This is a genomic window from Marispirochaeta aestuarii, assembly GCF_002087085.1.
GTDB lineage: Bacteria > Spirochaetota > Spirochaetia > JC444 > Marispirochaetaceae > Marispirochaeta > Marispirochaeta aestuarii.
The window spans coordinates 13,891-40,419 of record NZ_MWQY01000022.1; the positions used below are offsets into that span (position 1 = coordinate 13,891).

The following is a 26,529-nucleotide window of genomic DNA, read 5'->3' on the forward strand; positions in this document are numbered from 1 at the left end:
AACCCCGGTACTAGGGCACCTCCGGCATCAGATAGTTCAACTCAAAACGGTCCGCCGACGCGTAGCCGAAGGCCGCCTGCCAGTCAGGGCTTCCTCCTCTGACATACTCAATACTGACCCGTTTTTCCGTCACGATGGTGTTGTTTGCGATAACCACATACTCCCAGCCGCCTTTCACCGCGTCGTAGAAGGCGAGCTTTATCCCGTCCCGGGTATTCATTCTGGCGGAATTCAGGTAGGCGATATAGGGTTCATCCGTTCCGGGGGCACGGTTGAGGCTTATGTCCGAATAGATTCCCGCCGTCCCGGTATCATCAACTATCTGGGAGTATCCGAAGGAATAGGCTCCGCCGTTTTCGGGGTTGTTGTCGGATTTGATATAGTACAGATACCCCGTATCATCGCTCCAGAAGGAGATATGCAGATATCCCTGGTCGTCCACAACAGCGGAAATGTGTTTGCCGTTAAAGTCCTTGTTGGGATCATCCGGCAGAAATACCTCCTGACGAGTCCACTGGTTCTCATCGTCCTGAGGGGCCGTGCTTCCCGTCCGGGCCAGCCGCAGGGTCTTTCCGATGTTGTCGTAGTAAACGATCACCGGATAATAGTCCTCATCCAGGGCCAGGGAGAGGAATTCACCCGCGTCTGTCGTGCGGGCGATTCCGCCTGTCACCATGCGGTTATTCTCCCCGCCGTCGGTATCGGTGTCGGTCCCGTCGATATTTACCCAGTCCTGGAGTTCCGCTTCGTCGTTGTTTGCAGTAGATACGTACTGATACTTCAGGGTGTTGGAAATTCTATCGTGGTATGCCCAATGCACATTGGCGCCGTACCGTGCCGTCCGCACCTGGGAGAACTGGAAGAGCTCGCTGTCGTAACTCAGACCCTCACCCTGATAGTACCAGTTGTCAAAGAAGCTGCGGGTCCACTGTTCCGTATTTGCCGGAAGATTTGCGGCCCCGTCATTATCAACGTCGCCGTCTATGAAGTTGGCGTTCCGTTCGTAGGGGAAGGAACTGATATGCCCGTCGCTGTAGTTTCCATCCGATGAATTATTTGCCAGCCAGGCCAGGGCAAGACGGCCGGTGCTTGTTGGTGATGTCGCATCCATGGCGATGTCGATGTGTTCCGCCGTGTCATAGGTGTGATAAACGCGGCTGCGGAAGGCGGCTGCATCGGTATTGCCGGAGGCAAAGAATACGTCAGAGGTCGCGTAGCTGGACCAGGCACCGAAGAGCCTGGAAGTACCCGGATGAATCGTCATGGCCGGATGCTGGGGGCTGTAGGAACTTTCCGGATCGGGTCCGAAGTATTCTCCAACCTTGAACAGGAAGAAGTAGCGGTCGTCGTTCCAGTCGGCTTCATTGCCGTCGGTACCGTAGGTGCTGTTGTAGCTGCGCTGATTGCTGTTGACATTGTTGACGGCATCGACACCATCCACCCGTATACCCAGCCAGCCGCTTCTGCTGGTTCCGCCGATGGATAATTCGAAGCTGGTAAAATCGGGGGCAATATTACTCACCGTCAATGCATCAGGGGTACCGCTCCCGGCGGGATCCCGGTACAGACCCGCAGTAGTGGGATTCAGGTTGAAGCCCACTACCTGTATATCAGTTTCATTGTGATACACCGAATACCGGCCGAATCTTGATCGGTTGGTCTTGAGTCCGGGGGTGAGCCGGTTGATCTCGCTTATGTAGGGGACTACATCCACGTTCATATCCGAACTTGATCCCGCGGGAGTCAGTACGCCGGTGTTCGGCCCGTCGGTGGCGCGTACCATAACGGTCTGATCCAGAGCCGCGGTGGTCCAGGATACCGATTCGGAGGGATCCGCGGTGTTGATTGTATAACTCCAGGTGTAATCGTAACCGGCGATATCATCGCCCCCGATCCGGGTAAGGGAATCGACGGAATACCAGGTAATTCCGGAGTCGAAGCTGATTTCCACGTCATTGACGACAGTGTCGTCGTAGGCGGTTCCGGTAAAGCTTACCACGCCGGAGATGTCCGCCTGACCGGCCTGAATAGTTACGTCCCCTGCGGGAGTCCCATCAAGGGCTGATTTCAGCAGTACCTCGCCGCTGCCCGAATCGAAGTCCGCGATACCTCGCCACTCTCCGTTTTCGAAGGCTGCGGTCCATCCGGGCTGTACCGTTCCGTTGCCCATAAGGTCCGTCGATACAAAGAATTCCCTGTCCCCGGAAACAGAGGCGATGGCCGCGATAATACTGCCGCCGTCATTCAGGCTGAATCCCGCCTCATCAATATGTCCGTTCAATGGGGTAACATTACTTTGATCAAGATCATCGATCTCCACAACAGGAGGTGTAATATCGCTGTTGTTGACCCATAATTCAATATCTCTCTGAACCAGGTTATCGTCGGTATCCAGCACCTCGATTCTCAGGGTGTACTGGACACCGGATTCCCAGCCGGAGATATCCAGGTTTATATCGTTCTCGTTCGTACCGTCCCCGGTATCGGAGATATCGATAGTAGTACCCACCGCCGGTACACCCGTACTGTCTTCAAGGCCGTTGGGAGCCGTCCGGCGCCCTCTTACGCTGGCGGTATAGGAAGCAGGGTTTATTCCTTCGTAATCACTGGCATTTACCTTGAGATATACGGAATCAGTGCGCTTGAAGAGCCCTGAATACAGGGTACCCGATTCATCTATTTCGATGCTTTCAATTTCCGGCGGATTATTCACGATCTGGATTGAAACCCTTTGATGTACATAATTGCCCGCCGTATCATAGACCAGGGTGTACATGTCCATGGGACCGTCTGGAAATATGCTCGTATCAAAATAGACAAACCATTCATCGTAGGTTCCCTTGGAAAGCAGGCTTTCCTGGAATCCGTCGTCATCGCCGTCCGCCGGATCGTCGTCGTACAAGCCTCTTTCCGATCGTTTGTCGACGTCGATCAGAAGGGACGGATCCTCGGTAAAGGGTATCATCTGTTCAATACCGCTCATGTCGGGTACGTCGGCGGTGCTGACTGCGCTGGTGCTTCCTGTCGTGGGATTATAGAAGTTTCCGTTCTTTACAAAGTAGACCCGTACAGATTCAATTCCGCTGATCGTTCCTGTGTCTTCCGCGCTTCCGATCAGGAGGTAATCTCCTCCCGATGTACTGTTCCCGTGAAAGCTGTAGATTTCTGCGGGGGGTGTTCCAATGTAGGAGAGGTCGTCCTTGTAATTGAAGCTGCCCGTTGGCAGAGTGTTGTCCACATTGAGCTGGATGGACAGGGTGTTCTGCTTGAAGGTCTGGTCCGTAACCCGCAATACCGCCTGGAGTATACCGTTTCCTCCCGGAACGATGCCTCCTGCGGCAGTGGTATCCAGTTCAAGTTCCAGGTCATATTCGTAGTATCCGTCCACAAGCCCGTTATCGGTAACCGAACCCCCGGCATCGCTGATGCTCTGGAAACTGACGCCACCATCATAGCTGATCTGCATGCGCGAAGCTGTCAGGGGCATGTCATCCTTGAAACGTGCCGAGAGCTCGACCATCGGTCCGGATACTATGGAACCGTTAAGGGGCCTCGGCAGGGCTTCTCCCTGCCCTTCGATAAGGGGAGCCGTCGAGTCGATATAGATTCTGACCTCCCTGGCCTCCCCGGCCAGGTTGGGGCTTCCGGAGCGGGTGTTGTCAACATCGTAGGGTATTACCCTGAGGCGTATCCACCCGTCCGCAGCGGCATACCCTGCGGCAATCAGGCTGGCCTTGCTGAGTTCGTTGGACTGGTTCATCAGGATGTTCCAGGAACCGTTGGTCACGCTCAAGTCGATGGGGACCGATTCATCCTCGAAATCCGAATCCCCGCTACTTCCGCTTCCGTCCAGGTCTAAACTGGAGGTATAGAATCCGTCATCATCCAGATCAACCTGGATTGTGACCTTCTGTATGTCGTCGTCATCGCTGACCGTACCCTGTACAATGAAGGCTCCGGCTACGCTCGAAGAGGCGGCGGGGGCGGTCAGGTAGAGCTGAGGCTTATCGCTGTCGGGATCGATATCAACCTGGAATACCTCGGACCCCAGGTTGCCTGCTGCGTCGCTTGCACTGACATCCACAGGGAAACGCCAGATATTGCTGCTTCCCGGTACCGTTTCAGTGGCGTACAAGGGGCCGGCGTACAGATCGCTGTCGAGCTCCAGTACCCAGTTGAGACTGGTGCCGCTGTTGCTCAGGAGAACATCATCGGATATGCCGCCCACGGCGGAAAAACCGGTAACAGCACTCGCTTCCGTAACCGAACCCCGCAGGGTTACGGTCCCGTTTACATTGGGCGGATCAGCAAGATCCATACCCGCAGGCTGGGTGGGAATAATGTCGGGTTCGGTGGTGTCAATATTTACCGGGAGACTGATCGTCGTTGATTTGCTGAACTGGTCGACTGCGCTTATGTATAGGGTGAGAGAACCGTCCATGGATCCGTCCCGCGGAATCGCCACTGTGTGGGACCAGTCCGGGGCATTCAGTGTATCCACGGAGACAAAATCGATTCCGTTGGTACTGATTTCAACATCCGTCAGGACAGTGCCGTCCACAGCCGTACCCGACATCAGAAAGCTGTTGTTGATCAGAGTCCCCGCCGTCGCAGTCTTATTCACAGTGCCCGCTGCATAGGCGTTGTCGATTTCAAAATCGATCACGCTGAGGGCCGGTGCGCCGGTATCGATGGTAAAGGCCACCGACGGAGTTTCCACCTCGTTAAAGGGGGTCGAAAGGTCCACATACTCGGTGTCCCGCAGGCGGAACTTTATATAGTGAATGCCCTCCCCCAGGTCTGCGACATAATTCTGCCAGTTGAGGTTAATTCCGCTCACCGACACAGGGGTCGATCCGTCGGTGGTAACAGGGGTCCAGGGGACGTAGTTTATATCGTCTTCCGATACAGCGAACTGCAGGCTCGCAAGGCCGTCGTCATCGTCCGCGGAGCCCAGAACCTTCGCGTTGGATTCGAGCAGGTTATCAACCGCCGCGGCTCCCGCCGTTATGTTGGAGAAGGAGATATTCGGTCGGTCGGAACCCTGGTTAATGACAAAACTAAGGTCCTCCCGGGCGGAAATATTCCCGGCCCCGTCCACGGCAATGGCTGTGACGTAATAGGTCAGGTCGGAATCGGTGTTGTTGATATCCCTGGTATTCAGGAGATAGGACCAGCTGTACGAGGAGCCGAGGGCTTCATAATCGACGTCACTCTCCGGATCATTTCCTGCAGGATCTGACGGCTGGGTAGTACCGTGGGCCAGATAAACCCTGGACACCATGACAGTATCCGATGCTCCTCCGCGGATATTGAGCTCACCGTGGTATGTCCCCGGTTCTGTAAGAAACTCAACCACCGGCGGATCCTCATCCACCAGCAAAGTATAGGAATAGGCTGTTGTCCGGCCGTGAACATCCTCCACTTCGAGGTTTACCACAAGGGAATCAGCTCCGATGTTCAGGCCAGTCCGGTTCCATGACCAGGTACTGAAATCGGTTCCGGTATCCGTAACCGCCGCAAAGGAGGCTTCGCCTCCCAGTTTTGCCCGGACTTCAGCTACCCGGACACCGTCCGAGGCAGTACCGGTCAGGGTGAAGCGGTCATTCACATAGATTCCCTGAAGAGTCACAGAGCTGGATACTCCGTTACTGATCTGGCTTATCGAAGCTGCCGGTTCGCTGTTGTCAACATTCAGACTTATACCGGTCGATAAAGCCGATACCGGATCGACATCCTGGGAGTCATCAAGGAAATCCTCACCCGTATCGTAAGCCCGTACCTGAACAGGATAGGACGCAATTCTTTCGCTAACGCCGGGGCCGGGATCACTCAGGGAATGACTGAATACGACGCTGGTTGAGTTTGAAGCAGAGTGGCTGCTTACAGGGTACCAGGATGAGCCGTTGTCGAAGGAGATCTCGATACTGTCCACGTCCACTCCGTCGTCGTCCCGTATTGTACCGCTGATGGAATCCGAATAGCGCAGCAGGGATCCGTCAGGGGTATCGAGGCTCAGCTCCGGGGCGTTTCCGGCCTGTACGGGGGTAAAACTGAGGACATAGTCCCCGGGAGCGGTCCTGTTACCCGCCCGGTCTTCAACAATAAGATAGGCTGCATGGGGGACAGAATCCGTGAGGAGCGTGGAGTTGAAGCGCTTGTTAATGCTCGTTGTCCCCGCCAGCAGCTCCCAGCCTTCGACGGTCGGATCAGGTCCCGGGGCATCGGGCAGAGAGGTGTCGATGCGCAGATATACAGCGGTAACCAGGGTCTCCTGATCCTGAGGCGCACCCTGAATAAGGGCGGAACCGTTGATAATACCGCCGCCGGTCTGATCGTTGTTTACCAGTACCAGGGATTCGATGAGAGGTTTTACCGTATCGATGCTTATGTAACGGTCCGTGGTAGTGATTTTACCGTAGACATCGGTTACGGTAATACTGTAATTCAGAATTCCGTCATCACTGTGAGCATCAGTATCCACGTCGTACAGATCGCTCCAGTTTACGCTGGTTTCATAAGGATCTGCGCTGTCCTCGTAGAGGGTCTCAGGGGCGGCAGTTCCGTACTGTATCTGAACGCGCTGTACACCGCTCGCATCGGAGGCGATCCCTTCCAGGACAAAATCATCGTTGGTATACCCGCCGTTAAGGGGCGCTGTCACGGTAACGCCGGGATTCGCGGTATCCACGGCAATCTTAACCATGGGAGACTCGGACCAGCCGTAGCCCCCGGCGGAGAAGGCACCGGCATCAAGAGTATCAGCTACCCGCAGGATCACCTGATATTTCCCGTCCGAAAGACCTGCTCCAAAGGTGTGCAGCCAGGTGGCCAGCGTCGTGTCCGAGGAGGGCGCACCGGAAATCGGCATCCAGTCCGGGCTTATAGCACTGACCAGATCTGTTCCGTTTTCCTCGTACAGGCGGTACTGTATGGTCGAAACATCCACTTTGTCGTCATCTATAATCGTTCCCGCCACCTGTTTTGCCCCGGGGAGCAGATTTTCACTGAAACTGCCGCTCTGGTTTATGGATGAGAAGCTGATTACCGGACGATCCGATTCCTGATCCACAGTAAAAACAACACTGCTGACTTCACTGAAATTGCCCGCCATGTCCTCGGAAACGACCCGCAGGGTATAATCACCGTCGCTAACCGGGCTTGTATCGAAAGTCCCGTTCCAGGAATAGGTACCGCCCAGGGGAGTGTAATCCTCAGGGAAGTCCGGCTCGGGCAGACTGCTCTCCTGAATATTATAGTATGCGGCGGCCAGGGAAATATTGTCCCCCCCCGTGCCGCTGAATACGAGGGAACCGTTGACGATATCGCTTCCCTGGGGCTGATTTATAGCTGCTGTGGGAAGACTCGCATCAACGGTGAACTGGACGTTCTGCAGGGCTTCTGAACCATAGGCATCGAGGGCGCGAACGCGGCAGGTGTATACGCCGTCATCAGTCCCGTCGGCGCTGACTGGCAGGTTAAATTGCCAGTTGATCGAAGTTCCCGGGGTCACTTCCAGATCGTCCCAGCTGCTCCCGTTATCCAGACTGATTTCCACGGAAGCAACCCCATTGGCATCCACAGCCGTACCGGAAATGATGACATCGCTGTTGTTGTAGCTGTAACCGGCAGGTGTCAGGATGTTCAAGGAGGGCGGTCCGATGTTGAGAATAAAGGGGATTCCCGACTGGTCGACGGAATCCTCAATGTTCCAGTTGAAGTTCGTTGAATATTCGGGGGCAATACTGGATGCACCTGATGTTCCGTCGGACTGGCTGTCCCGGACCCTGAGTTTTACCCGGTGCAGACCTTCTGAGAGGGCAGAGATATCGTGTTTCCAGGCAACCAGCCTGCCCGATGAAGAAGGCGGACCGGATACGGGCTCCCAGGGGGCACCGTCCAGGCTTATTTCGATGGCGGAACCGAAAAAAAGGCCCGGATCGATGGAATCGTCATCCTCGATAGTCCCTACCAGGCTTACCGCTCCGGTCAGGACATTGTTTGTCGCGGTGGTTTCGTCTTTATCCAGATCGTTGAAACCTATTTCGGGCCGATCGCTGCCCTGGTCAATATGGACGGATCTGGCGTACTCGCCAGAAATATTACCTGCGCCGTCAACTGCCCGTACCGAGATGATATATTCCAGGGGGACATCACTGCTGTTCAGCTCGAGACTGCTGAAATCAAAGCTCCAGGTATAGGTTCCGTCGGCGATAAAATCCCAGTCCAGAATATCCGTGTCGGGGGAGGATCCGACGGGATTAATGTCCGCGTATACTCCTGCCACACTGCGGTTATCGTTGGTGGTACCCCGGACATTCACTGCAGCACCGTTGACGACTGTGGAGTCCGCAGGCTGTTCGATCACCAGGATCGGAGGACTGGCATCGACTATAACACCCCGATCCAGCGTGGTGGTACCGTCGCTGGCATCCACGGCTATTACCTGATAGGTATACTCGCCGTCGTCATCCCCGCCTGCATCAACGGAAAAGGAGTAGCTCCCGTCATAACTCAGTTGATCGTAGGGCTCGGCTGCGTCCTCCAGCAGGACATACTCCTCGCTCCCGTTGAAGATTATCTTTACCAGCTTGAGTCCGTTGGCGTCAGCGGCGGAAATATCGATGCTAAAGTCGGTATTGAAAACCGCGTTGTTGGTCGGGGCGCTTATGCTCAGATCCGGAGGACCATAATCGACAATAAATCCCGTCAGGGGCAGAATACTGAGGTTGCCGCCGATGTCACGGACCCGTATCTGCATGCTGTGCTCGCCCTGGCTTATACCGCTTAGTACATGACTCCAGCTCGCAATGTTTCTGTCTCCTGAGGGCACCTTGCTTACAGGCGTCCAGGCTCCCCCGTCAACCTGTATCTCTATGGTCGAGACATCAACACTATCGTCGTCTTCGACGAGACCTACAATGCTGGGATCCCGGCCCAGGGGATTTTCATCCGCCGCGCCGCCGACAGTCAGATTGGAGAGGCTGATAATCGGCAGATCCGAGGATTGAAGAATTTCAAAATCCCGGCTGATAGGGCTGCTTGAATTTCCGGCGGCGTCTTCAACAACAAGGCTCAGGGTGTACAGGCCGTCCCCGGGAACAGCTGTGTCGAGATTATAGGACCATGTATAATCCTGGGACAGATCGGTAAAGTCATCGGGAAAAACAGGATTCGACGGGGCTGCCCCAACGTGCAGGTATACAGTCCTGACATAACCGGTGTAGCCGTCGGCTTGAACATCCTGGGCTCCTCCCCGCAGGGTAAAGACACCGTTGATGACCTCGTCCTCGGCGGGGCTGCTTATGTTCCCGGAAGGGGGCTCGATGTCACTGATCAGCTGAAGGTTTCCATAACCGTAATTGCCGACCGTCCCGGCTCGTACGCTGACGGGCAGCTCGCCGTTCTGTGTAAGGTCAAAGATTTCTGAATCGAAAGGTGCCGTCCCGACGCTGACGCCTTCGGAAAGGTCCGCCGTAAAGGTATCCGCCCCGGTCTGATTCATCCGGAGCTCATAATCCCCGTCATTGTCCCAGTCGAGCCACACTTCGCCGCTTCCCAGCCCGGTAACCTTGGCTGTAACGGTCACAGATCCCGCATCCCCGATAAAACTGCCCTGGGTGGGAGACGTTACCTGAACCACCGGTGCGAAGGAACTGACCCGGAAACTGGCCAGGTTGGGAGCAAGTTCGTTTGGCTTGCCGAGAATGTCCTCGACGTAGAGGGTGTAGTAGTATTCCCCATCGGGAAGATTGGTCTCGTAAGTCCACTGGGTACCCGTAACGGTAAAGTCTTCCCAGTTTGCACTTTCCACAGGATTGTCACCGGAATCGAAGATTTCTATTTCCAGGGTATCGTTTTTGATACCGTCATCGTCCTCGGCAAAAAAGCTCAGGCGCTGGGGCATACCCAGAACGTTGCCGGCGGCATTATTGTCAAAACTCGGGATAATTTCCAGAAAGTACGGCTTGTCCGAGTCCTGGTAAAAGGTAACCAGAAGCTGTTCGCCGGGGCTTGTGTTTTTCCGTGTCAGGGTATAATCCGAGGCGAGCACCCCTGCATTAATGGGGATTCCCTTGTAATCCGCGGCATGCAGTTCCTCGATTATCGGAGGTGTCTGGCCAGGGTTGGTTATGGCGACAATGTCGTCAAAATGATAAAAATAGGGGTTATAGTTTCCGCTGAAATCCTCGGCCTCCACTACAAAATAGTAATCCTCGGGTCCTCCGGAACCGATCCCGAGGCTCTCCGAATCGAAGGGATAGTACCAGCTCGAGGTTCCGGTAGCCAGTACGTCGGTAATAACCGGTGTTCCGTCCTGATCATAGAGGGAAATCAGAACCCGCTGTACCCGGGTTGTATCCACCGCTTCGCCTTTCAGGGTAAAGAACTGGTTGAACTCCCGGGTACTGTAGCTTGTCGGGGAGGTAATCATGACAGTGGGAGGATTGTTATCGACAATTAGATAAAGACTGATTTTGGCGGATTTTCCGGTGGTATCAAGGGCTGTCAGTATAAACTCATACTCGCCATCGTCCATCAAAGCGGTATCCACACTGCCCGACCAGTTTCCGCTGCTGTAGGTAGCATTCTCTTCAATACCGGGTCCCTGAATGCGTACTGACTTGATACCCTGATCGTCCTCTGCAGTACCGGAAAGCTGGATCACCCCGGATACGTAATCCCCGTTTCCATGGCTGAGGATATCCAGGCGCGGCGCGTTAATGTCAACGGAATCACCAAGACCGGGTGAGAATAGATCACAGGTACTCAACAGAAGGGCCAGAATAAAAAAAACCGCCGCACCGTAAAGGTATAGTATTCCTTTCGGGGGTTTCCCTCTTTCTCTTTTTCCGTTGTACCTGGTCATTTCATATATCCTCTTCCTGTTGATCAGAACACACGTACCCGCACTCCCAGGGAAACCCTGTTTTCAAGGCCCCCTTCCACATCCGAGGAGATAAACCAGAGCTGATTTTCAATGTAAAGACTGTAGGTATTAAAGGTGTTCATTGTGGGAATCTTTACCTTTATCAGTTCAAGCTGGGCTATAAGGGCACCGAGAACCAGTCCTGACTCCTCTTCAGGGCTTTCGGTCATGGTGAAATATTCGAAGGCGGAGCCGAGGGCAAGACTCGAAGAGACAAAATCCCAGTCGGGACCGAAAAAGTATCCGTACGGCAGGGTCGCCACATTCGCAAGGAGTTTCACTCCAAAAACCTGTCCGTTGAACCGCCCTTCCGGAGAACTGCCGAATCCCACCTGAAGACGCACATTTTCATCAAAAAAGGTCAGCCCAAGACCGAGCTTCCAGTAGGTGGAACCAAGAAAGTTGCTGTCCAGATAGAGTCCCTCAACGAACTGAGGAAGCTGTCCCTGGGTTTTACTTCCCTTTCGCAGCACTATTTCAACAGCTTCGACACCATTCAGGTCGTATGAAACCCCCGTGACAAAAAGGTCGCCGTTAACGGCGGCGCCTCCCTCCGGTGTTCGAATACTGATTCTCGGCGCTACCTCGTCCACTACGACCTTGACTCTGGTCAGTACCTGTTCGCCGTTCCTGAAAACAGCCCTGACAATAATTTCCAGAGGCCCCTCTGCCAGTTCACCGGTTTCGAGCCTGAAACGCCAATCATTTTTCACCTTGATTTCCCGGTAATGCTTTCCGTTATCCAGACTGTATCCCAGCTCAAGGAGCTCCAGGGCTTTAAGTTCATCCTTTGACATCCCGGCTTCACCGCCAGGATCGTCAATTAAATAATCCGCCTTCCCTTCGATCCAGGGTCTGCCGCCGACATAGTCGCCGGTTCCCACGGATGTTACCGAAACCCATCCGCCCTCCCGCCGATAATTCAGGTTCCGGGCTGCACTTTGTATAATCGACCCGTCGGGGGTGCTCGTTTCAAGCTGAAAGCTGCAGGGGCCGTTTTCCATCTCCTCCGGAGTAACTGGTCGCCTGAAATATCCGTTCTTTCCGGTGGTCAGGACGTCGAAGGGAGTTCCGTTTTTCAAGAGCGTTATTTTTTCAGATATTCCGATTCCTTTGACTCGTCCCTCCAGGAAGAAGGGACCATGAAGATCAGCACCTTCAAGGGGAAAAAGCAGTTCCGGGATGATGATGGATTCATCCGTCCTTATGTGGATATTACGGGATTCGAAGGTTTCGTTGGCGGCTTTATCTCCAGCGTACACAGTCAGGTTGTACAGTCCCGCCGGCAGATCGCTTGTGTCCAGGGCCTGCACCAGCACCTCCGCAGGATCCAGGTTCCCCTGAAGGGCTGCCGGGATTTCGCCTTCGGTCTCAGAATCTTTCATCGGCGAAAGTACATAGCGGAGATTCTCCAGAGCGATACCGTCTCCCGCCCTCAGTTCAAGCTGCAGGGTGGAGCTTATCGTTTCCCCCTCCCTGGGCCTGGCCAGTTCAAGAACAGGAGGGGTGTTATCCAGTGTAATAAGACCTGAATGAAGGGCAGAAACACCATAGGAGTCCACAGCCTTGATCAGAATCATGTAGCTGCCGTCAACCATGATCTCGGTATTCAGAGGATAGGACCATTCCTCTGCGCCGGAGGCGCGATGAAAGCTTCCCCCGTTGTCCAGAGAAACATACACGCCTTCTATTCCGTTTGCATCCGAGGCTGTTCCGGACAATTCAATCTGTTTTCTGCTGGTGATTCCCAGCCCCGGACTGAGCATAACGGCCTCGGGGGCCTGACGGGAGACGCGAAAATTAACATACGCCGGTTCACTTGCGACACCCCGCAGGTCCAGAGCTCTGACCTCAATCACATGTTCATTATCCCCGAGAAGCTCAATATCTATTTCCGTATCGAAGGCGGATCCGGCCTCGAGGGCCTTAAACTCTCCCTCGTCCAGGCGGTATTCTATGGCTGCCACCCCGTCATCGTCCGCTACCCTTCCCGACAGGCGGAAGGAATCCTGAACGAGAGCATCCTGGGCAGGCTCAAAAATCTTGACCTTCGGCAGATCCCCGGACCTGTCCACATTAAGCATTGGAGAAAACATGCTTTCATTCCCTGCAGTATCCCGAATAAGGATGCGGGGCTCGTATTCTTCGGCAAGAATGGGCAGTTCTATCGGTACCGTCAGGGACCTGCCCTCTATTTTCAGTGGAAGAGGTTCCTCTTCACCCACGATAAACTCGCCGCTGAAACCTTCCGTCCACTCATCCTCAAGTTTGAGCATGAGCGAAAAGGCTCCATTCACAGGATCCCCGGCGGCGGGAAGTATCTGGGTCACCTCCGGCGCTTTCGTATCCTTGATCAGGAGGATTCTCTCCGTTCCCAGGTTGCCGCTGGAATCCTCAGCTGTCAGGGTAAGATAAACCGGACCATCAGGATAATCGCCGGAATCCAGAGGCACTGAAAAGTTGATTTCGTCGGTGCTGCCTTTTTCAAAGCTAACAGGAAGCTCAGTTTCTTCTCCCTCTGCCGTTCTGTAGCGGAGCGCTGCAAGCCCTCCCGTGTCCCGGACGCTTCCGGTCAACGTTAACTCATTGGAGAAAAAAGGCCCCGGAGGGTCCGTTTGCACCGACCATCGGGGAGATGAATTATCCCCGAGGAGGGTAAAAGGACCATATTCCAGCTCCCTTCCTCCGGTAGTGACCAGGACAATTCGCAGATTCCTTGCAGGAAGATCCGAAGCAGTTTCCAGCGTCAGCCTGTTTCCCTTCCAGGTAAGGTTCAGCGCCCCCTGCCCTCCCGTCACCTCCGCCCGGCTGATATCGTATCCGGGAACAATAAAATCCATACCGGAATCTACTCGAAAAATCGAATTTCCTGTTTCCGCTGCCAGGGGAATAATCCTGGCCGGCGGTGGCTGTGCCCCCGGTATCTCCAAAACGAGACCGGCCTTCGCCTGGGCACGGCTTCCTCCGGCGTCATCCCTTGCCTCGATATCTATTCCGAAAAAGCCGGCCTCCTCCGTATCCGGTATCCTTATCTGAAACAGGTATTCCCCTTCGATATCTGTTCTTTTGAGGGAGACCTTTCCTTTTCCGCCGTCGGGAAATTCATAGGAAGCCTCCCCGCTTCCGCTTTCGAACAGGATCTTTCCGGATATGTACTGTATTGACGCGACTGCGGCTTTTAAACCCGGTGTATAGGGAATCTCCCGCTTTTCCGAATCGGTCAGCAGGGTAAAGCTGATTTCAGGAGGGGCTGCGGGGAGCAGGAAATCCTTCCTGAGCACTTCTCCCTCTATTTTGTTGCTGTCTCTGGGCAGGATTTCCAGGCTATGTTCCCCGGGTAAAAGCCCCTCCAGGGGAAAACGAAATACAGGACCGCTTCTCAATTCCCGGGGTTCCTGATCATCCAGAATATAAGTAATACCATCCGCCGAATCGTCATCTGTAAGCCAGCCCATAATCTCCGGTACGGATCCGCCTTCCGGTTCCCCTGTCTCCGAAAGCCGGATTTCCGGCTTATCCCCTTCCCGGTCCAGATCCCGTTCCAGAACAAGTTCAGTAATGTTGCCCGCGAGATCGGTGAGGGAAAAAACGCTGTCAGTTTTTTCTTCGCCGGAGAAATCCAGCGGTACCGACCAGAACGGATCTCCGGCCCTGAGGGGAATTTCTGCAGCTTCCTCTTTTCCTCGCCTGAAGGTCAGAGATGCGAGTCCGACATCATCGCCGGCCCGACCCATCACTGTGAAACGTCCGTTCAGGGACTCAGACTCTCCGGGATACACTATCTCCAACACGGGAGGCGAGTTGTCGATAAAAAGATGGAGGACCTCGGTAGATAGTTTCGTTTGAAGATCTTCAGCTATAAATTTCAAGGAATATAATCCGTCGGCCTGTTCACGGGTATCGATTTTAATATCGAACTCAGCCTCCCCGGAACGTAGATCACCCTTCAGTTTTATTTCCGACATCTCCGCGTCATCACCGGCTGCCAGGGTTCCAAGGGAACGGATTCCGTTAGCATCCCGGAGAATGCCGGAAATGCTGATTACACCACTTACACGATCGCCATTGGCATGGGAAGAAATCCTTATTTCCGGTGCCAGGGTATCCAGCACAAAAGGAACCGAGACCGCTGTGCCCGGAGTACCGTTGATATCGACGCCGCGAACGGAAAGAACATGCTCGCCGTCTTCGAAATCTTCGGAAGAAAAAAAGAAAGACCAGTAATCCCGACCCTCGGCCCGGACAAAATCTCCATCGTCGATTTTTAGCTCGACATATTCAATACCGTCATCGTCTGTAGCGCTGCCAAGAAGATTTATATCACCGCTGATGGTGGTATCGCTGTCGGGAAAAGTGACCGAGACCTTCGGCAAATCTGATTCGGGGCTGACACGAAAATCAATGGCTTCCGACTCCACACTGTTACCGGCCGCATCCATACCCCTCACCCGTACATGATAGATACCGGGTTCCAGGGAACCAAGGTCAAATCTGTGATGCCACTGTTCAAGACCGGTAACAGGAAAAAACTTCTCCAGAATAGTATGATCCGAGGCCTCGATATCCATATCCCGGACTTCCATTGACTCCAGAGCTTGAGAATGGAGTAACTCGACTGTGAAAAAAAGATTCAAGCTTACCAGCAGCAACAGGATTAGGCTTGTTCTTTTTCCCCGTAACATCATGTTTTTCAAGGATATATCAGGACTCTCCTATATAAAATATTTCCCTTTTCTACTGATTTATATCGGTTACAGGATTTACAATCTATAATCATTCTTAATAAGACTGTTCCTTTCGCTATGGTGTCAGGGCTTCCAGCCACACAAGCCGTAATAGCTGATTTCATGATAATCAGCTTCTGTATATTACCTGTCTGTATTCTTCAGGTATTCAATGAAAAGAGAGCATCTCCTGTGCCAAGTCGATATCAGAATCAGAAGGTTCACTGTAATTCTTTATTCAATAACATTTTGTACGCAGATATTTTTTAAGAGGCTTTCCGGATTCCCCGTTTTGGCTTGCTGGAAAACGCTCCTGCATCTGTTTTCTCGCCCTGAATGTCGAGGCTTCTCGACAATTTCGTCGAGACTGCCAGTCGGCCCATCCCGGTAAGAGGATATAATTGGCTTAGATTTTTCGAATTGGTAACATGTTCAACCCGGCAGCAGGCCGGTTTTGTGGAAAGATATAATCACCTGTCTTTCCCGGAAGCACCAGCGGATAATCTTTACCCCCTCGATATTCCCGATTCTGCTCAAACGGGACCGCAGCACACGCAGGAACAGCATTACCGTTCCTGCAAAAGACCAGGTTGAAATCTGTCTCAGGGAGCCGGGTATGGAAATTGAATATTTAACTCAAAGAATAATCCCGAGGCCGAAGGCCGCCAGCACAATCAGGGGAGGCGGAATTTTCGTAAACCCGAGCAATAGAGCGGAGGCTGCTGTTACCGTCAAGTTTTCAAGACTGATACCGCTGGACAGAGTCAGGATTACCGCCGCTACTGCGATAAGACCGCCGGCAACCGCGTTTATTCCCGCCAGGGAAAGCCGAATCGCCCGTATCTGCTTCAGGTCCTCCCACAGGGGATAGACAAAATAGATCAAAAGAAGTCCGGGAAGAAATATCCCGATTCCGCCAATGGCAGCCCCCAGAGCCTGAATAAGAATCCCCTCCCCCCTGGAAGCCATTCCACCGGCATAGGCGGCAAAACTGAACATCGGTCCGGGGAGTCCCTGGACAAGACCGTACCCGGTCAGGAATTCCCCGCCTGTCATGAACTGCCGAATATCAACAAGTTCTCCGTACATGACAGGAACGACTACCTGTCCGCCGCCGAAAACCAGGTATCCGTAGCGGTAAAAGCGCTCAAAGTTCTCCAATAACCTGAAGTCAGTCAGGAATGCAGCTGCAAGTCCCCCCACAGCAAGGGCCGCGAAGAGAACAAGATAGCCCCAGGGCGGACGAATCTGAACAGGGTTCCACATTCCCTTTTCCTGTTTTAGCAGAATACTTATCAGTCCCCCGGCAGCCAGAACAAGGGGGAAGACCCAGGGGGACCTGAAAAAGAAGGTAAGCACAGCAGAGCTAAGCAATAAACCCAGAGACAAAAGATCGGTAACCACCTTTCGCCCGATTCTTAAAGCCGCAACGATAATAAACCCCACCGCCATGGGTCCGATAAATCGCAGAATGGAATGGGATACATTCATGGAAGACAAAACCTGGAACCCGAAGGAGAGAAAACCCATGACAAACAGAACCGGCAGGGCCCAGACAATCATCGTGAAAAAGGCAAGTTTTCTGCCTCCCATCCTGTAGCCGATGGAAACAATGGTTTGCGTACTTGTCGGTCCTGGAAGAATGCTGCACAAAGCCATCAGTTCAACAAGATCCTGCTCCTTCAAATAACTCTTTTTTGTCACCATCCGGTCCAGGAAAACCCCCAAATGAGCCTCCGGTCCTCCATAAGCCCCAAGGGAGCAGATCAACACATCCTTCAAAAACGCCGGATAGGAAACATTGCTCCGGAGTGTTTCCTTATTGTCGTTATCAGAATTCATGGCGAAGTCAAGTTATACATTGCATCCCCTTGGGGGCAAGTCTTTTATCAATTTCTGTCTGTGCTGGATTATTCACAATTTCGGATTATAATGAGACTATCGGAGACTGAAATAAGGATAAGCTCAATGAAAACCGATCAGAAAACAGACAGGACCCTTATCGAACGCCTCAAGGAACTCAACTGTCTCCTGAAGATTTCAAAACTCCTGGCCCGGCACGATGTTGATCTGCAGCTTATCCTCCAACAGACTGTCGATATCCTGCCTCAGGCATTCCAGAAACCCGAACAGACATGTGCAAGAATCATCTACCGGGACTGCGAGTATGTAACCACGAATTTCCATTCCGGGACGGAGGGGCTTCGGGAGCCGATCCGTATAAACCGCAGAACAGCGGGTTTTGTTGAAGTGTATTTTCTTGGGAAAAATATGGAACCCCGGGCGGACAGCTTTCTTGCAGAGGAACAGACGCTGCTTTCAGCAATTGCTGATCAGATCGGCATGGTAATCTCCAAAAAGGAGGCTGAGCTGTCCCTTCGCAGAGCGATGGATCAGCTTGAGGAAAACTCCCGTCAGCTGGAGAATAAGAATGTCGCCCTCAAAGAACTTCTGTATCAGATACAGGGGGAACGGGAGAATTATATACGATCAATACGGCGGCAGATAGAAGAATCGGTACTTCCTGCTCTGAACAGGATTCTCCGGAATCCAAAGGCCGACACTGATATCTGCGCCTATGCCAGGATAGCCAGCGAAGCCCTGGGCGAGATAAACGCCTCCTCTGCATTCAGGGAAAATCGGGAAACAGCTCACTTGAGTTCCCGGGAAATGGAGATCTGTCGAATGATCAAACAAGGATTGAGCACGAAAGAGATATGTTCCCTGCTGGGACTGTCCATGCAAACCGTGGAAAAGCACCGCTATAATATCCGTAAAAAGCTGGGTATTGCCGGAGAGAAAATCAATCTGGCCGTTTTTCTGCGGAACCTGTAGACAATTTCACCCGGTAGCTTTTACTACCAGATACCTACCAGGTCTTGCATGGTTGCTAATCTTCACCTTCGGGACTATGTTCGTTTGAATATGGAATACAATATTCGAACCTTCAATTCCCACGACATAAAACGCATTCGCGGTTTTCTCGATCTGGCAACGGACAGTAAAAAGGGTGAACGATATAAATCCCTGGTCCGTCTCAAGAACGATCTGGCGTATGCTGATATAGTTTTGCCGGAAGAGATGCCGGGCAACGTTGTTACAATGAACTCCCGCATACGCATAGACAACGCCAGTTCAAAGGGGACAGAGGAAATTACCCTGGTATTTCCACAGGAGGCGGATTACAACCAGGGAAAGGTCTCCCTTCTTGCTCCGCTGGGGGCCGCACTGCTGGGATGCAGACAGGGTGATACCGTAACCTACATTGCTCCCGGCGGCGAGGTTATGGTAAAGATCATGGAAATACTTTACCAGCCGGAAGCCAATGGGGATTTTACCGCGTAATGACTATCGAACCATGGATACTGGAGTGGATTATTCTGCCCCTGGTAGTATTTATCAGCAGAGTAATCGATGTTTCTCTGGGAACTATAAGGATCATACTTGCCTCCCGGGGAAACCAGAAGTACGCACCCTTGATAGGCTTTTTCGAGATTCTTCTCTGGCTCATTGTCGCACGGCAGGTTCTTTCCAACATGTCGAACCCTGCCAGTGTGCTGGCCTATGCTCTGGGTTTTTCTGCCGGTACATACCTGGGTATAAAACTGGAGAATTCCTTCGCCTTCGGTGATGTATTAATCCGCATCGTCTGCAAAGACACCGGCAGTTCCATCGCATCCAGCCTGCGCAGCTTCGGATACGGCGTAACCGAGGTAAATGCCGAGGGACGTGACGGTCCGGTAACCATCCTGTTCAGTGTTATCAGCCGAAAAGACATTCCGGAGGTGGAAAAGCGAATCCACGGCCTGGACAGAAGTGCCTTCTACTCCATTGAAGATGTTCGCTTTCTGAACTCCGGATCAAAACGCTGGATTACTCAGGAAGCCCGGGTCCAGCCTGCAGGGCGGGCAAAATAGACATCTGTACGTACAAAGAGCGCCATGCGGCGCTCTTTTTCTTTTTTTTTGCCGGAGACCGGACTTCAGCCTTGCTTCCCTCCGGGAAGCTTCGGCCCCCGCGAGCGCCTTCGGCACTCTCTCGGACGAGTTCAAGTCCTTGTCTCCTACTGTACGTACAAAGAGCGCCATGCGGCGCTCTTTTTCTTTTTTTTTGCCGGAGACCGGACTTGAACCGGTACGGGCTTATTAAGCCCGGGGGATTTTAAGTGCAAACAACCGGTGTGCCTCTTTGTATCTCTCTGTAGATAAGAGTATAACCAATAAGGAATTATGTCAAACAATATTTTCTTTCTGTATCGCCTGATATCTTCTTGTATCCATTCTTTTGGTGTCAATTTGGTGTCAGTTAAATCTACCCTTGAAAAATATCATAGTAATAACACTATGCAGTAACTCTCTTCCAAAGGAAGTTTTCCACAATGAAAGCATACAATGATGTATCATAAACATCGTTAAATCTCATCATAAATGCCGTTATAAGAATGTAACTGTCTCTGGAATTTCCGAGGCAATCCACTTTTTAAAGACCTTGTTGATCTTTTCTCAGTTTTTCTTCCTGGTATGCTTCTGCATATTCTTTGCTGTTATATTCAATTATGTGTTTGATTTCATAATCCTGCCCATAAAGGGATTGGAAAATCACTGTTGTCTCTGTTTCCCATTTAATCCACAGTGACAAGTGACCGAGGGATATTGCTAACCCATAATATTCCTCATCGTCCTCATAAAGGGAGTTTGACCATTCTGAATCAGCATCTACAGGCTCTCCATAGATCGATATTAGCAATTTACTCAATTTCATAAAATCTTCTAAATAGGTGTTATTATCTGCTCTTGTCTCATTAAAAAGATATTTACCTACTGCCAGTTTGTCATCAACAAACAGATACCCAGCGAAAGCTTTGAGGCCAGCTATAGAACAATTATAAATGACTACATCTGACTCGTTCACGTAAAGATTTTCTTCTCCCTCAATTCCAATTACCTGAGCACGACTCATTCCCCATATTGTATCTCGGAATTGAGCACATGCAGGTAATAGCATGGATAGGAAAACAAGAATCCAGAATGTTTTTTTCATCAATTCCCACCTCTTCTTACACCAGATGGAGATTCTTCCACCATGTTTTTCTGTAACCAGAAACTCACATCAAGCGGGGTTTCTGCATACATTAACTGAGTTTCTGTCGACAATAATCCCTCTCATGTCAGATTTCTGTTAACGATAACCTATACAACCAGATCAGTAATACTCCCGGATATACCCAAACGCCCTATCGAACAAATCCTGATCCTTAATTTTATACTTCACGTATATCACTTTGCGAAGAGCTTTCTGTACTTCCCTCTCTCCTGCATTTGTACCCTGCCAGCCTGGGAACCTAACGAACCTGACGATTTCATCAATATCATTGACGATACGCTCTACAACAACCGGTGTCTTCCCGTTCTTAACCTCAATGAACAGTTCTGTTAAAGCGGCTTTTGCCTTCTCTTGCTCATCTTCAGGTTCGACTTGCTGTTCCGCCTGGACGACCTCCTTCGCCAGGGTCAACAGTTCCTTGAGGAAATCGAGGCTGTGGAGCAGGCCCTGTTCGTGCCGCTCCTTGAGCTTTTCGAGGCGTTCGCCCAGGGCGACAAACTTCGGATTGTCCTTGTGCTTGCGCAGGCGGGCGATGAGCTTGATCTCGATTTCCTTGGATTTTTTATCCGGGTCCTTGGCATCGAGCAGCCCTTCGAGGACCTCGGCGTCCATCACCAGGGTGTCCAGATCATCGCGCACTGTCTCCATATGCACGTTCTCATGCACCAGCTCGATGGTCTTCGCCCCAAGGGCGTGCCAGAGCAGCTTACCGTTACCGCTCGGCGGCTTCACCGACTCATACACCTGGGTCAACCACTTGTAGTCCGTTTCATAAAGGCCGAGACAGGGATCGGGAGACAGCGCCTCCCACAGCCGGGAGAGCACCGTGTATTCAGCCGCGAACTTGTCCCGGGTCTCGTTATCCGGCAGACAATCCTGCGCCGCTATCAGCCCCTCGTAGCCGCCAACGGTACGGTCCACGCCAGGGAAGAACGAAAGGCTCTTTGAGACCACTCCAGGCAGCTCTTTCTTGAGGTCATCCAGATTGGTAATGACCTTCTGCACCGCCTTTTCATCGAAATCGAGGGCGGTGGCCACGTCATCGAAGATGCCGAGGTAATCCACGATCAGGCCGTGGGTCTTGCCGGGGTAGACACGGTTGGTACGGCAGATGGCCTGCAGCAGGTTGTGGTCCTTCATCGGCTTGTCGAGGTACATCACCTGCAGAATGGGCGCATCGAAACCGGTCAGCAGCTTGGAAGTGACGATCAGGAATTTGAGCGGATCGTTCGGATCGCGGAAGCGGTCGAGGAGCTTTTCTTCCTCGTCCTTGGCCAGTTTCCATTCCGCGTACTCGTCGGACTTTCCTCCCTGGATGTGCATGACGATGGCGCTGGCTTCCGGCCCGAACAGCTCGTCCAGGGCCTTCTTGTAGAGCACGCAGCACTCCCGGTCGAAGGTCACCACCTGGGATTTAAAACCGTTCGGCTCTACCTTTTCCTGGAAGTGCTTGACGATGTGCTGGCAAATGGTGTTCACCCGCGCCGGGGCCTTAATTAGAACCGCCATCTTGGCAGCCCGTTTGGCCAGGTCGTCACGATCCAGCTCGCTCAGTTCATCGGTCATCTGGGAGTAGGCTTCGTCGATGGCGTCCTTGTTGATGTGCAGCTTCACGTCCACCGCCTCGAAGTGGAGCGGCAGCGTGGCCTTGTCCCGGATCGAGTCCTGGAACGAGTAACGGCTCATATAGCCCTGCTCATCTTCATCCGCGCCGAAGGCCCAGAAGGTGTTGCGGTCCCGCTTGTTGATCGGCGTGCCGGTCAGGCCAAAGAGAAAGGCGTTGGGCAGCGCGTCGCGCATCTTGCGGCCTAGGTCGCCCTCCTGGGTGCGGTGCGCCTCGTCCACCATGACGATGATGTTTGATCGCTCGTTCAGGCGGCCGTCCGCCTCGCCAAACTTGTGAATGGTGGTGATGATGATCTTGCGGGAATCAGCCGCCAGCAGGCTTTGCAGCTCCTGCCGAGTGTCCGCTCCGATCATGTTCGGGATATCGGCGGCGTTGAAGGTGGCGGTGATCTGGGTATCCAGGTCGATGCGGTCCACCACGATCATCACCGTGGGGTTGCCGAGCTTGCGGTGCATCCGCAGCTTCTGCGCTGCGAACACCATCAGCAGCGACTTGCCCGAGCCCTGGAAATGCCAGATCAGGCCCTTCTTGGGATAGCCCTTGACCACGCGGGCCACCATCAGGTTCGCGCCTTCGTATTGCTGATAGCGGCAGATGATCTTGATGCGCCGGTGCTTCTTGTCGGTGGCGAACAGGGTGAAATTCTGCAGGATATCCAGCACCACATGGGGGCGCAGCATGGAGCGGATGGAGCGCTGCACGTCCGCCAGCGTCCCCTCGGCCTTGTTATCGCCCTCGTGCCATGGCCCCCAGATATCGATGGGCATGCGCGCCGAGCCGTAGCGATAGCACTTGCCCTCGGTGGCAAAGGAGAGGACGTTGGGCACGAACATCTGCGGCACGCTTTGTTCATAGCCGTTATGGATGTCGCTGGCCCCATCCACCCAGGTCACCGCCGGGCGCACCGGCGTCTTGGCCTCGCCGACCACCAGCGGGATACCGTTGACCAACATAATAATGTCGAAGCGGCGGCCGCCTTCCTTGACCGGATAGACCCACTGGTTGGTAACCACGTAATCGTTGTTGCTGAGATTCTCGAAGTCGATCAGCCGCACCGGCGTGTGTTCGCCACGCTCACCAAAGGGCATGGACTTCTCGCCCCGTAGCCATTCGGCGAACAGTTCGTTGGCCCGCACCAGGCCCTCGCTCTGCACCGACAACGGAATGGTCCGCAGGCGGTAGAGCACCTCGTCGGCGCGGTCGGGCTGGGCCTTGATTTCCGGGTTCAGGCGGATGAGGGCGTCGCGCACCATCGACTCCACCAGCACGTCGGAGTGCTGACGGGGCAGCTCCTCGGCGGACACGAAGCGCCAGCCTTTGATCTCACCACCGTAGCTGGCGAGCGCTTCGGCAACCATGTTCGAAGTCACGCCGCCGCAGAGCGTGTCGAGAACCATCTGTTCGACTGTGTTTTCTTCGTTAAACATTATCCCCCCGCAACGGCCCTTGAGTCAGGCTCCTTTGTAACTCAACCGTGTCCTGAAGGTGCTTTTCAGCCTCCTCAAGCTTCTTTTCAATTTCATTCAGCTTTTGGGCTGCTTCTATTTGGTCACTCAATTTAGGTAGAGGGATTTTTAGCTTCTTGAAGTCCCTCAAAGAAAATCTCTGACGCGTTCCTCGAATGATGATTTCGTTCAGTGAGTCTCGTCCCGGCTTCGAGTTAAAAAAGAACTTGAGATATTCCGGATTTACTTTTTGGGTATTAACCCTCAAGCGGATAACATCCTGGGTGACAATCGCATCAGGTTCCTTCTCGGGGTATATGCTTGCGATTCCTGGTGGATCTCCCACTTTACTAAAAAGAATATCCCCTGGAATCGTCTTGCATGCCTTTAACTCTTCCGCTTTTTCAGACGTCACACAAACATTCTCCTGTCGTATATATCTTCCATCTTTCACATCTCTGACATAAATAACTGGGACACCTTCATCCGTAAGTTCTTTGGTTAACAAATTGCTCCCAAACGGGCCGTTTGTAAAACTCGAAGCCTCGCTGCTGGCAAGTTTGTTCATTTCAACAAATGCACCGTTTACTTTGGCATTCAGCGCCACCTCATTTGCACAAACATTGAATAAGTTCGCCACATTGAGAGTCACTTCTCTCCATACCTCCACCGCCTCATCCGCCGCCCACAGGATCTCGGCAATGCGCTTCTGTTCATCGAGCGGCGGCAGCGGAAATTCAAAACCCTGCAACGCCGTCCAACTGGTTCTCGGCGACAGCGATCCAGCCGAGGTGTCAAGCGCATAATCGAAGAAGGCATCGCTCTGGCAGATAAATGGCAGAAGCTCCGGCAGCAGTACCTTTCTGTTCTTCGGTTCAAACGTCAGGATATCCCCGGAACAAATACCCTCAAACTCGGCAAAGGCGACCTTGCGTTGATAAGCCCGTCGCTTGCCGAAGAGCGTCTGTCCCGGTACGAACTTGCGGGTAAACGAGGTGCCATCCGCAACGGAGTTCCAGCGCCGGATATGCAGATTATCGGGTTCAATGTGTTCGAGCCCGACGATTCTTTCAATGTCATTGGTCTCGGGATCGCGCTCCACGAGGTTGGCGTTCTTCACCACCTCGCCGAACTTGACCATCTTCCAGCTGGGCCTCAGGGATTGTCTACTCATTTGGCACTCTCCTCTGAAATAGCCCAAGGTACAGCTTCCGTTTCTCCTGCCCATTTATGCATGCGAACCCTATTCGCATATCGTCCTTGATATTTCATCAACCGCAACAGGCACATCTCCACATACCACTGGGACAAGTTCCATGCATCGAATTCGGCCCTTGGTTTAAGTTCTCGCTTCTTTTTAGAATGTACAAGCTGATTCCTGATGATGGTTATGGCATGAAAGGCATCCTCAAATTTTTGGCCATTGACATCCTCCTTGATGGAACCGAGAATATCCGGAATCTCATGGGGTAAATCCATTAGAGTGGCCAATAGTCGGATCTGATCAGAAGCCCTCAACTTTCCTGGTTGGAAGGCTTCCTCGGAAACTGCCTTTTTTACCTGTGTAGCGTAGATCCAGGAAAGCTTCTCCAATGTGGACTGAGATAGAATCAACGCAGAATCTGCACTCAGATGGCCTCTACCGGCAAGGTTTGCCTGTAGATACCAATAGATCACTTCTGGCAGCACTTCTTTCCATGACAGGTCTATCCATAAGTCCCAAAATCCTTTGAATACATCTAAAAGATGATGCGCCTGTGGATGTGGACTCCACCATGTCAGGCTGTTGTTATGTGATAACGGGTCGCTGCCTCTAAGTATCCCCCATTTTTCACGCAGGCAAATGTCATCGTTCGATAGGAGTCTGATATTACCAATAGGCTGCCAGTGTCCTCTGGCAAAAGAAAGAAAATGATGCAGGCAATTGATGATATCTTGCGCCTCATTCCAATCCATCGGTTCACCATTAGTTTTCTGAATGCACCCGGCATGGGTGGCCGCCAAACCACCTGTCTGCTTTATGGTTTCGCCCCACTCTTTGGTTTTGCTGTGGGCCGTGATTTGTATGTGCCATTGCTCATGTGTCATTTCGATCTGTCCGCAGCGCCACCAGCCCATAGTCTTGCCTTCTTCATTTGTTCTTTTAACCTTTTTGTCTTGATCACCGTAAAAGACCGGAAAAGCAAATAGAACGAACTCAAGCCGTGTTCCAGAGTCTGGTGAGTGTACAATATCAAGAGGCTCCATCAGCGGGATCCAAGTTGAGTGGTTTTCGTCGTTATCGTGGTTTAGGCATTGGATGGGTTCCTGCCCCGTAAACTGTACAAACGCCGTCCCATTAAACGCTGCACGCAGGACATCAGATGACGGTATGCCTGAGAGTGACAGATGTACTCGATCTTTGGGCAGAAAAATTTGAGTCCCATGCACATCGATCTGCTTCAACTCTTTAAACCGAGCACCTCCCCCATCTTCAATCCAAAAATCTGCCTTAGCCGTTCCCAGATTGACAGGAAAACCCGGACCCTGCGAAAAAGCATCGGGTAATTGGACATTGTTTGGATTAGTCATCTGTTGCCCTTACAATTCTCAAGAGAATGCTTCATAAGCCAGCCGTCCTGGCTGGTATCGATTGTTTTCAGAACACTATTTTCCCTTCTCCGGAGAGTATATTTGTGCAACCATCGGTTGCATTCGCAG

Annotated in this window: 11 protein-coding genes; 3 read left to right on the forward strand and 8 right to left on the reverse strand. The window is 52.6% G+C overall.

The features are described 5' to 3' along the window. Nucleotides 1–10 precede the first annotated feature (10 nt). The 4 genes from B4O97_RS16215 to chrA form a co-directional block, all read right to left on the reverse strand. Entirely contained in the window at nt 11–10,870 is a 10,860-nt protein-coding gene (locus B4O97_RS16215; protein WP_083052453.1) for an Ig-like domain-containing protein, read from the reverse strand. A 23-nt stretch (nt 10,871–10,893) separates the two neighbouring features. Further along, entirely contained in the window at nt 10,894–15,513 is a 4,620-nt protein-coding gene (locus tag B4O97_RS16220) for an Ig-like domain-containing protein (RefSeq protein ID WP_083052455.1), read from the reverse strand. Between the two features lie 573 nt (nt 15,514–16,086). Continuing rightward, the gene (locus tag B4O97_RS19775) at nt 16,087–16,221 is read right to left on the reverse strand and encodes a hypothetical protein (RefSeq protein WP_269844576.1); all 135 of its coding nucleotides are present in this window, start codon (nt 16,219–16,221) and stop codon (nt 16,087–16,089) included. A 69-nt stretch (nt 16,222–16,290) separates the two neighbouring features. Then, on the reverse strand, nt 16,291–17,496 hold the full coding sequence (gene chrA, locus B4O97_RS16225; RefSeq protein ID WP_083052456.1) for a chromate efflux transporter: 1,206 nt from the start codon (nt 17,494–17,496) through the stop codon (nt 16,291–16,293). Nucleotides 17,497–17,622: 126 nt separating this feature from the next. Here chrA and B4O97_RS16230 point away from each other — a divergent pair, with 126 nt between their 5' ends. From B4O97_RS16230 to B4O97_RS16240, 3 genes are read left to right on the forward strand one after another with little or no spacing between them, the layout of a single operon-like run. Beyond that, nucleotides 17,623–18,489, forward strand: coding sequence for a helix-turn-helix transcriptional regulator (locus B4O97_RS16230; protein ID WP_158084355.1), 867 nt, complete (start codon nt 17,623–17,625; stop codon nt 18,487–18,489). 48 nt (nt 18,490–18,537) lie between these two features. Beyond that, nucleotides 18,538–18,999, forward strand: coding sequence for a GreA/GreB family elongation factor (locus B4O97_RS16235; protein ID WP_083052459.1), 462 nt, complete (start codon nt 18,538–18,540; stop codon nt 18,997–18,999). After that, complete coding sequence (locus tag B4O97_RS16240; protein WP_083052461.1) at nt 18,999–19,571, forward strand: DUF2179 domain-containing protein; 573 nt, start codon at nt 18,999–19,001, stop codon at nt 19,569–19,571. The genes B4O97_RS16235 and B4O97_RS16240 overlap by 1 nt, the downstream gene beginning before the upstream one ends. A gap of 562 nt (nt 19,572–20,133) precedes the next feature. Here B4O97_RS16240 and B4O97_RS16245 read toward each other — a convergent pair. From B4O97_RS16245 to B4O97_RS16260, 4 genes are all read right to left on the reverse strand, one after another. Beyond that, nucleotides 20,134–20,694: a hypothetical protein gene (locus tag B4O97_RS16245; protein WP_083052462.1), complete on the reverse strand. Its 561-nt coding sequence runs from the start codon at nt 20,692–20,694 to the stop codon at nt 20,134–20,136. A gap of 162 nt (nt 20,695–20,856) precedes the next feature. After that, nucleotides 20,857–23,811, reverse strand: a complete 2,955-nt coding sequence (locus tag B4O97_RS16250; protein WP_083052464.1) for a type I restriction endonuclease subunit R — start codon at nt 23,809–23,811, stop codon at nt 20,857–20,859. Next, nucleotides 23,804–25,003, reverse strand: coding sequence for a restriction endonuclease subunit S (locus tag B4O97_RS16255; RefSeq protein WP_158084356.1), 1,200 nt, complete (start codon nt 25,001–25,003; stop codon nt 23,804–23,806). The genes B4O97_RS16250 and B4O97_RS16255 overlap by 8 nt, the downstream gene beginning before the upstream one ends. Continuing rightward, the gene (locus tag B4O97_RS16260) at nt 25,000–26,400 is read right to left on the reverse strand and encodes a hypothetical protein (RefSeq protein ID WP_083052467.1); all 1,401 of its coding nucleotides are present in this window, start codon (nt 26,398–26,400) and stop codon (nt 25,000–25,002) included. The genes B4O97_RS16255 and B4O97_RS16260 overlap by 4 nt, the downstream gene beginning before the upstream one ends. Nucleotides 26,401–26,529: the final 129 nt, after the last annotated feature.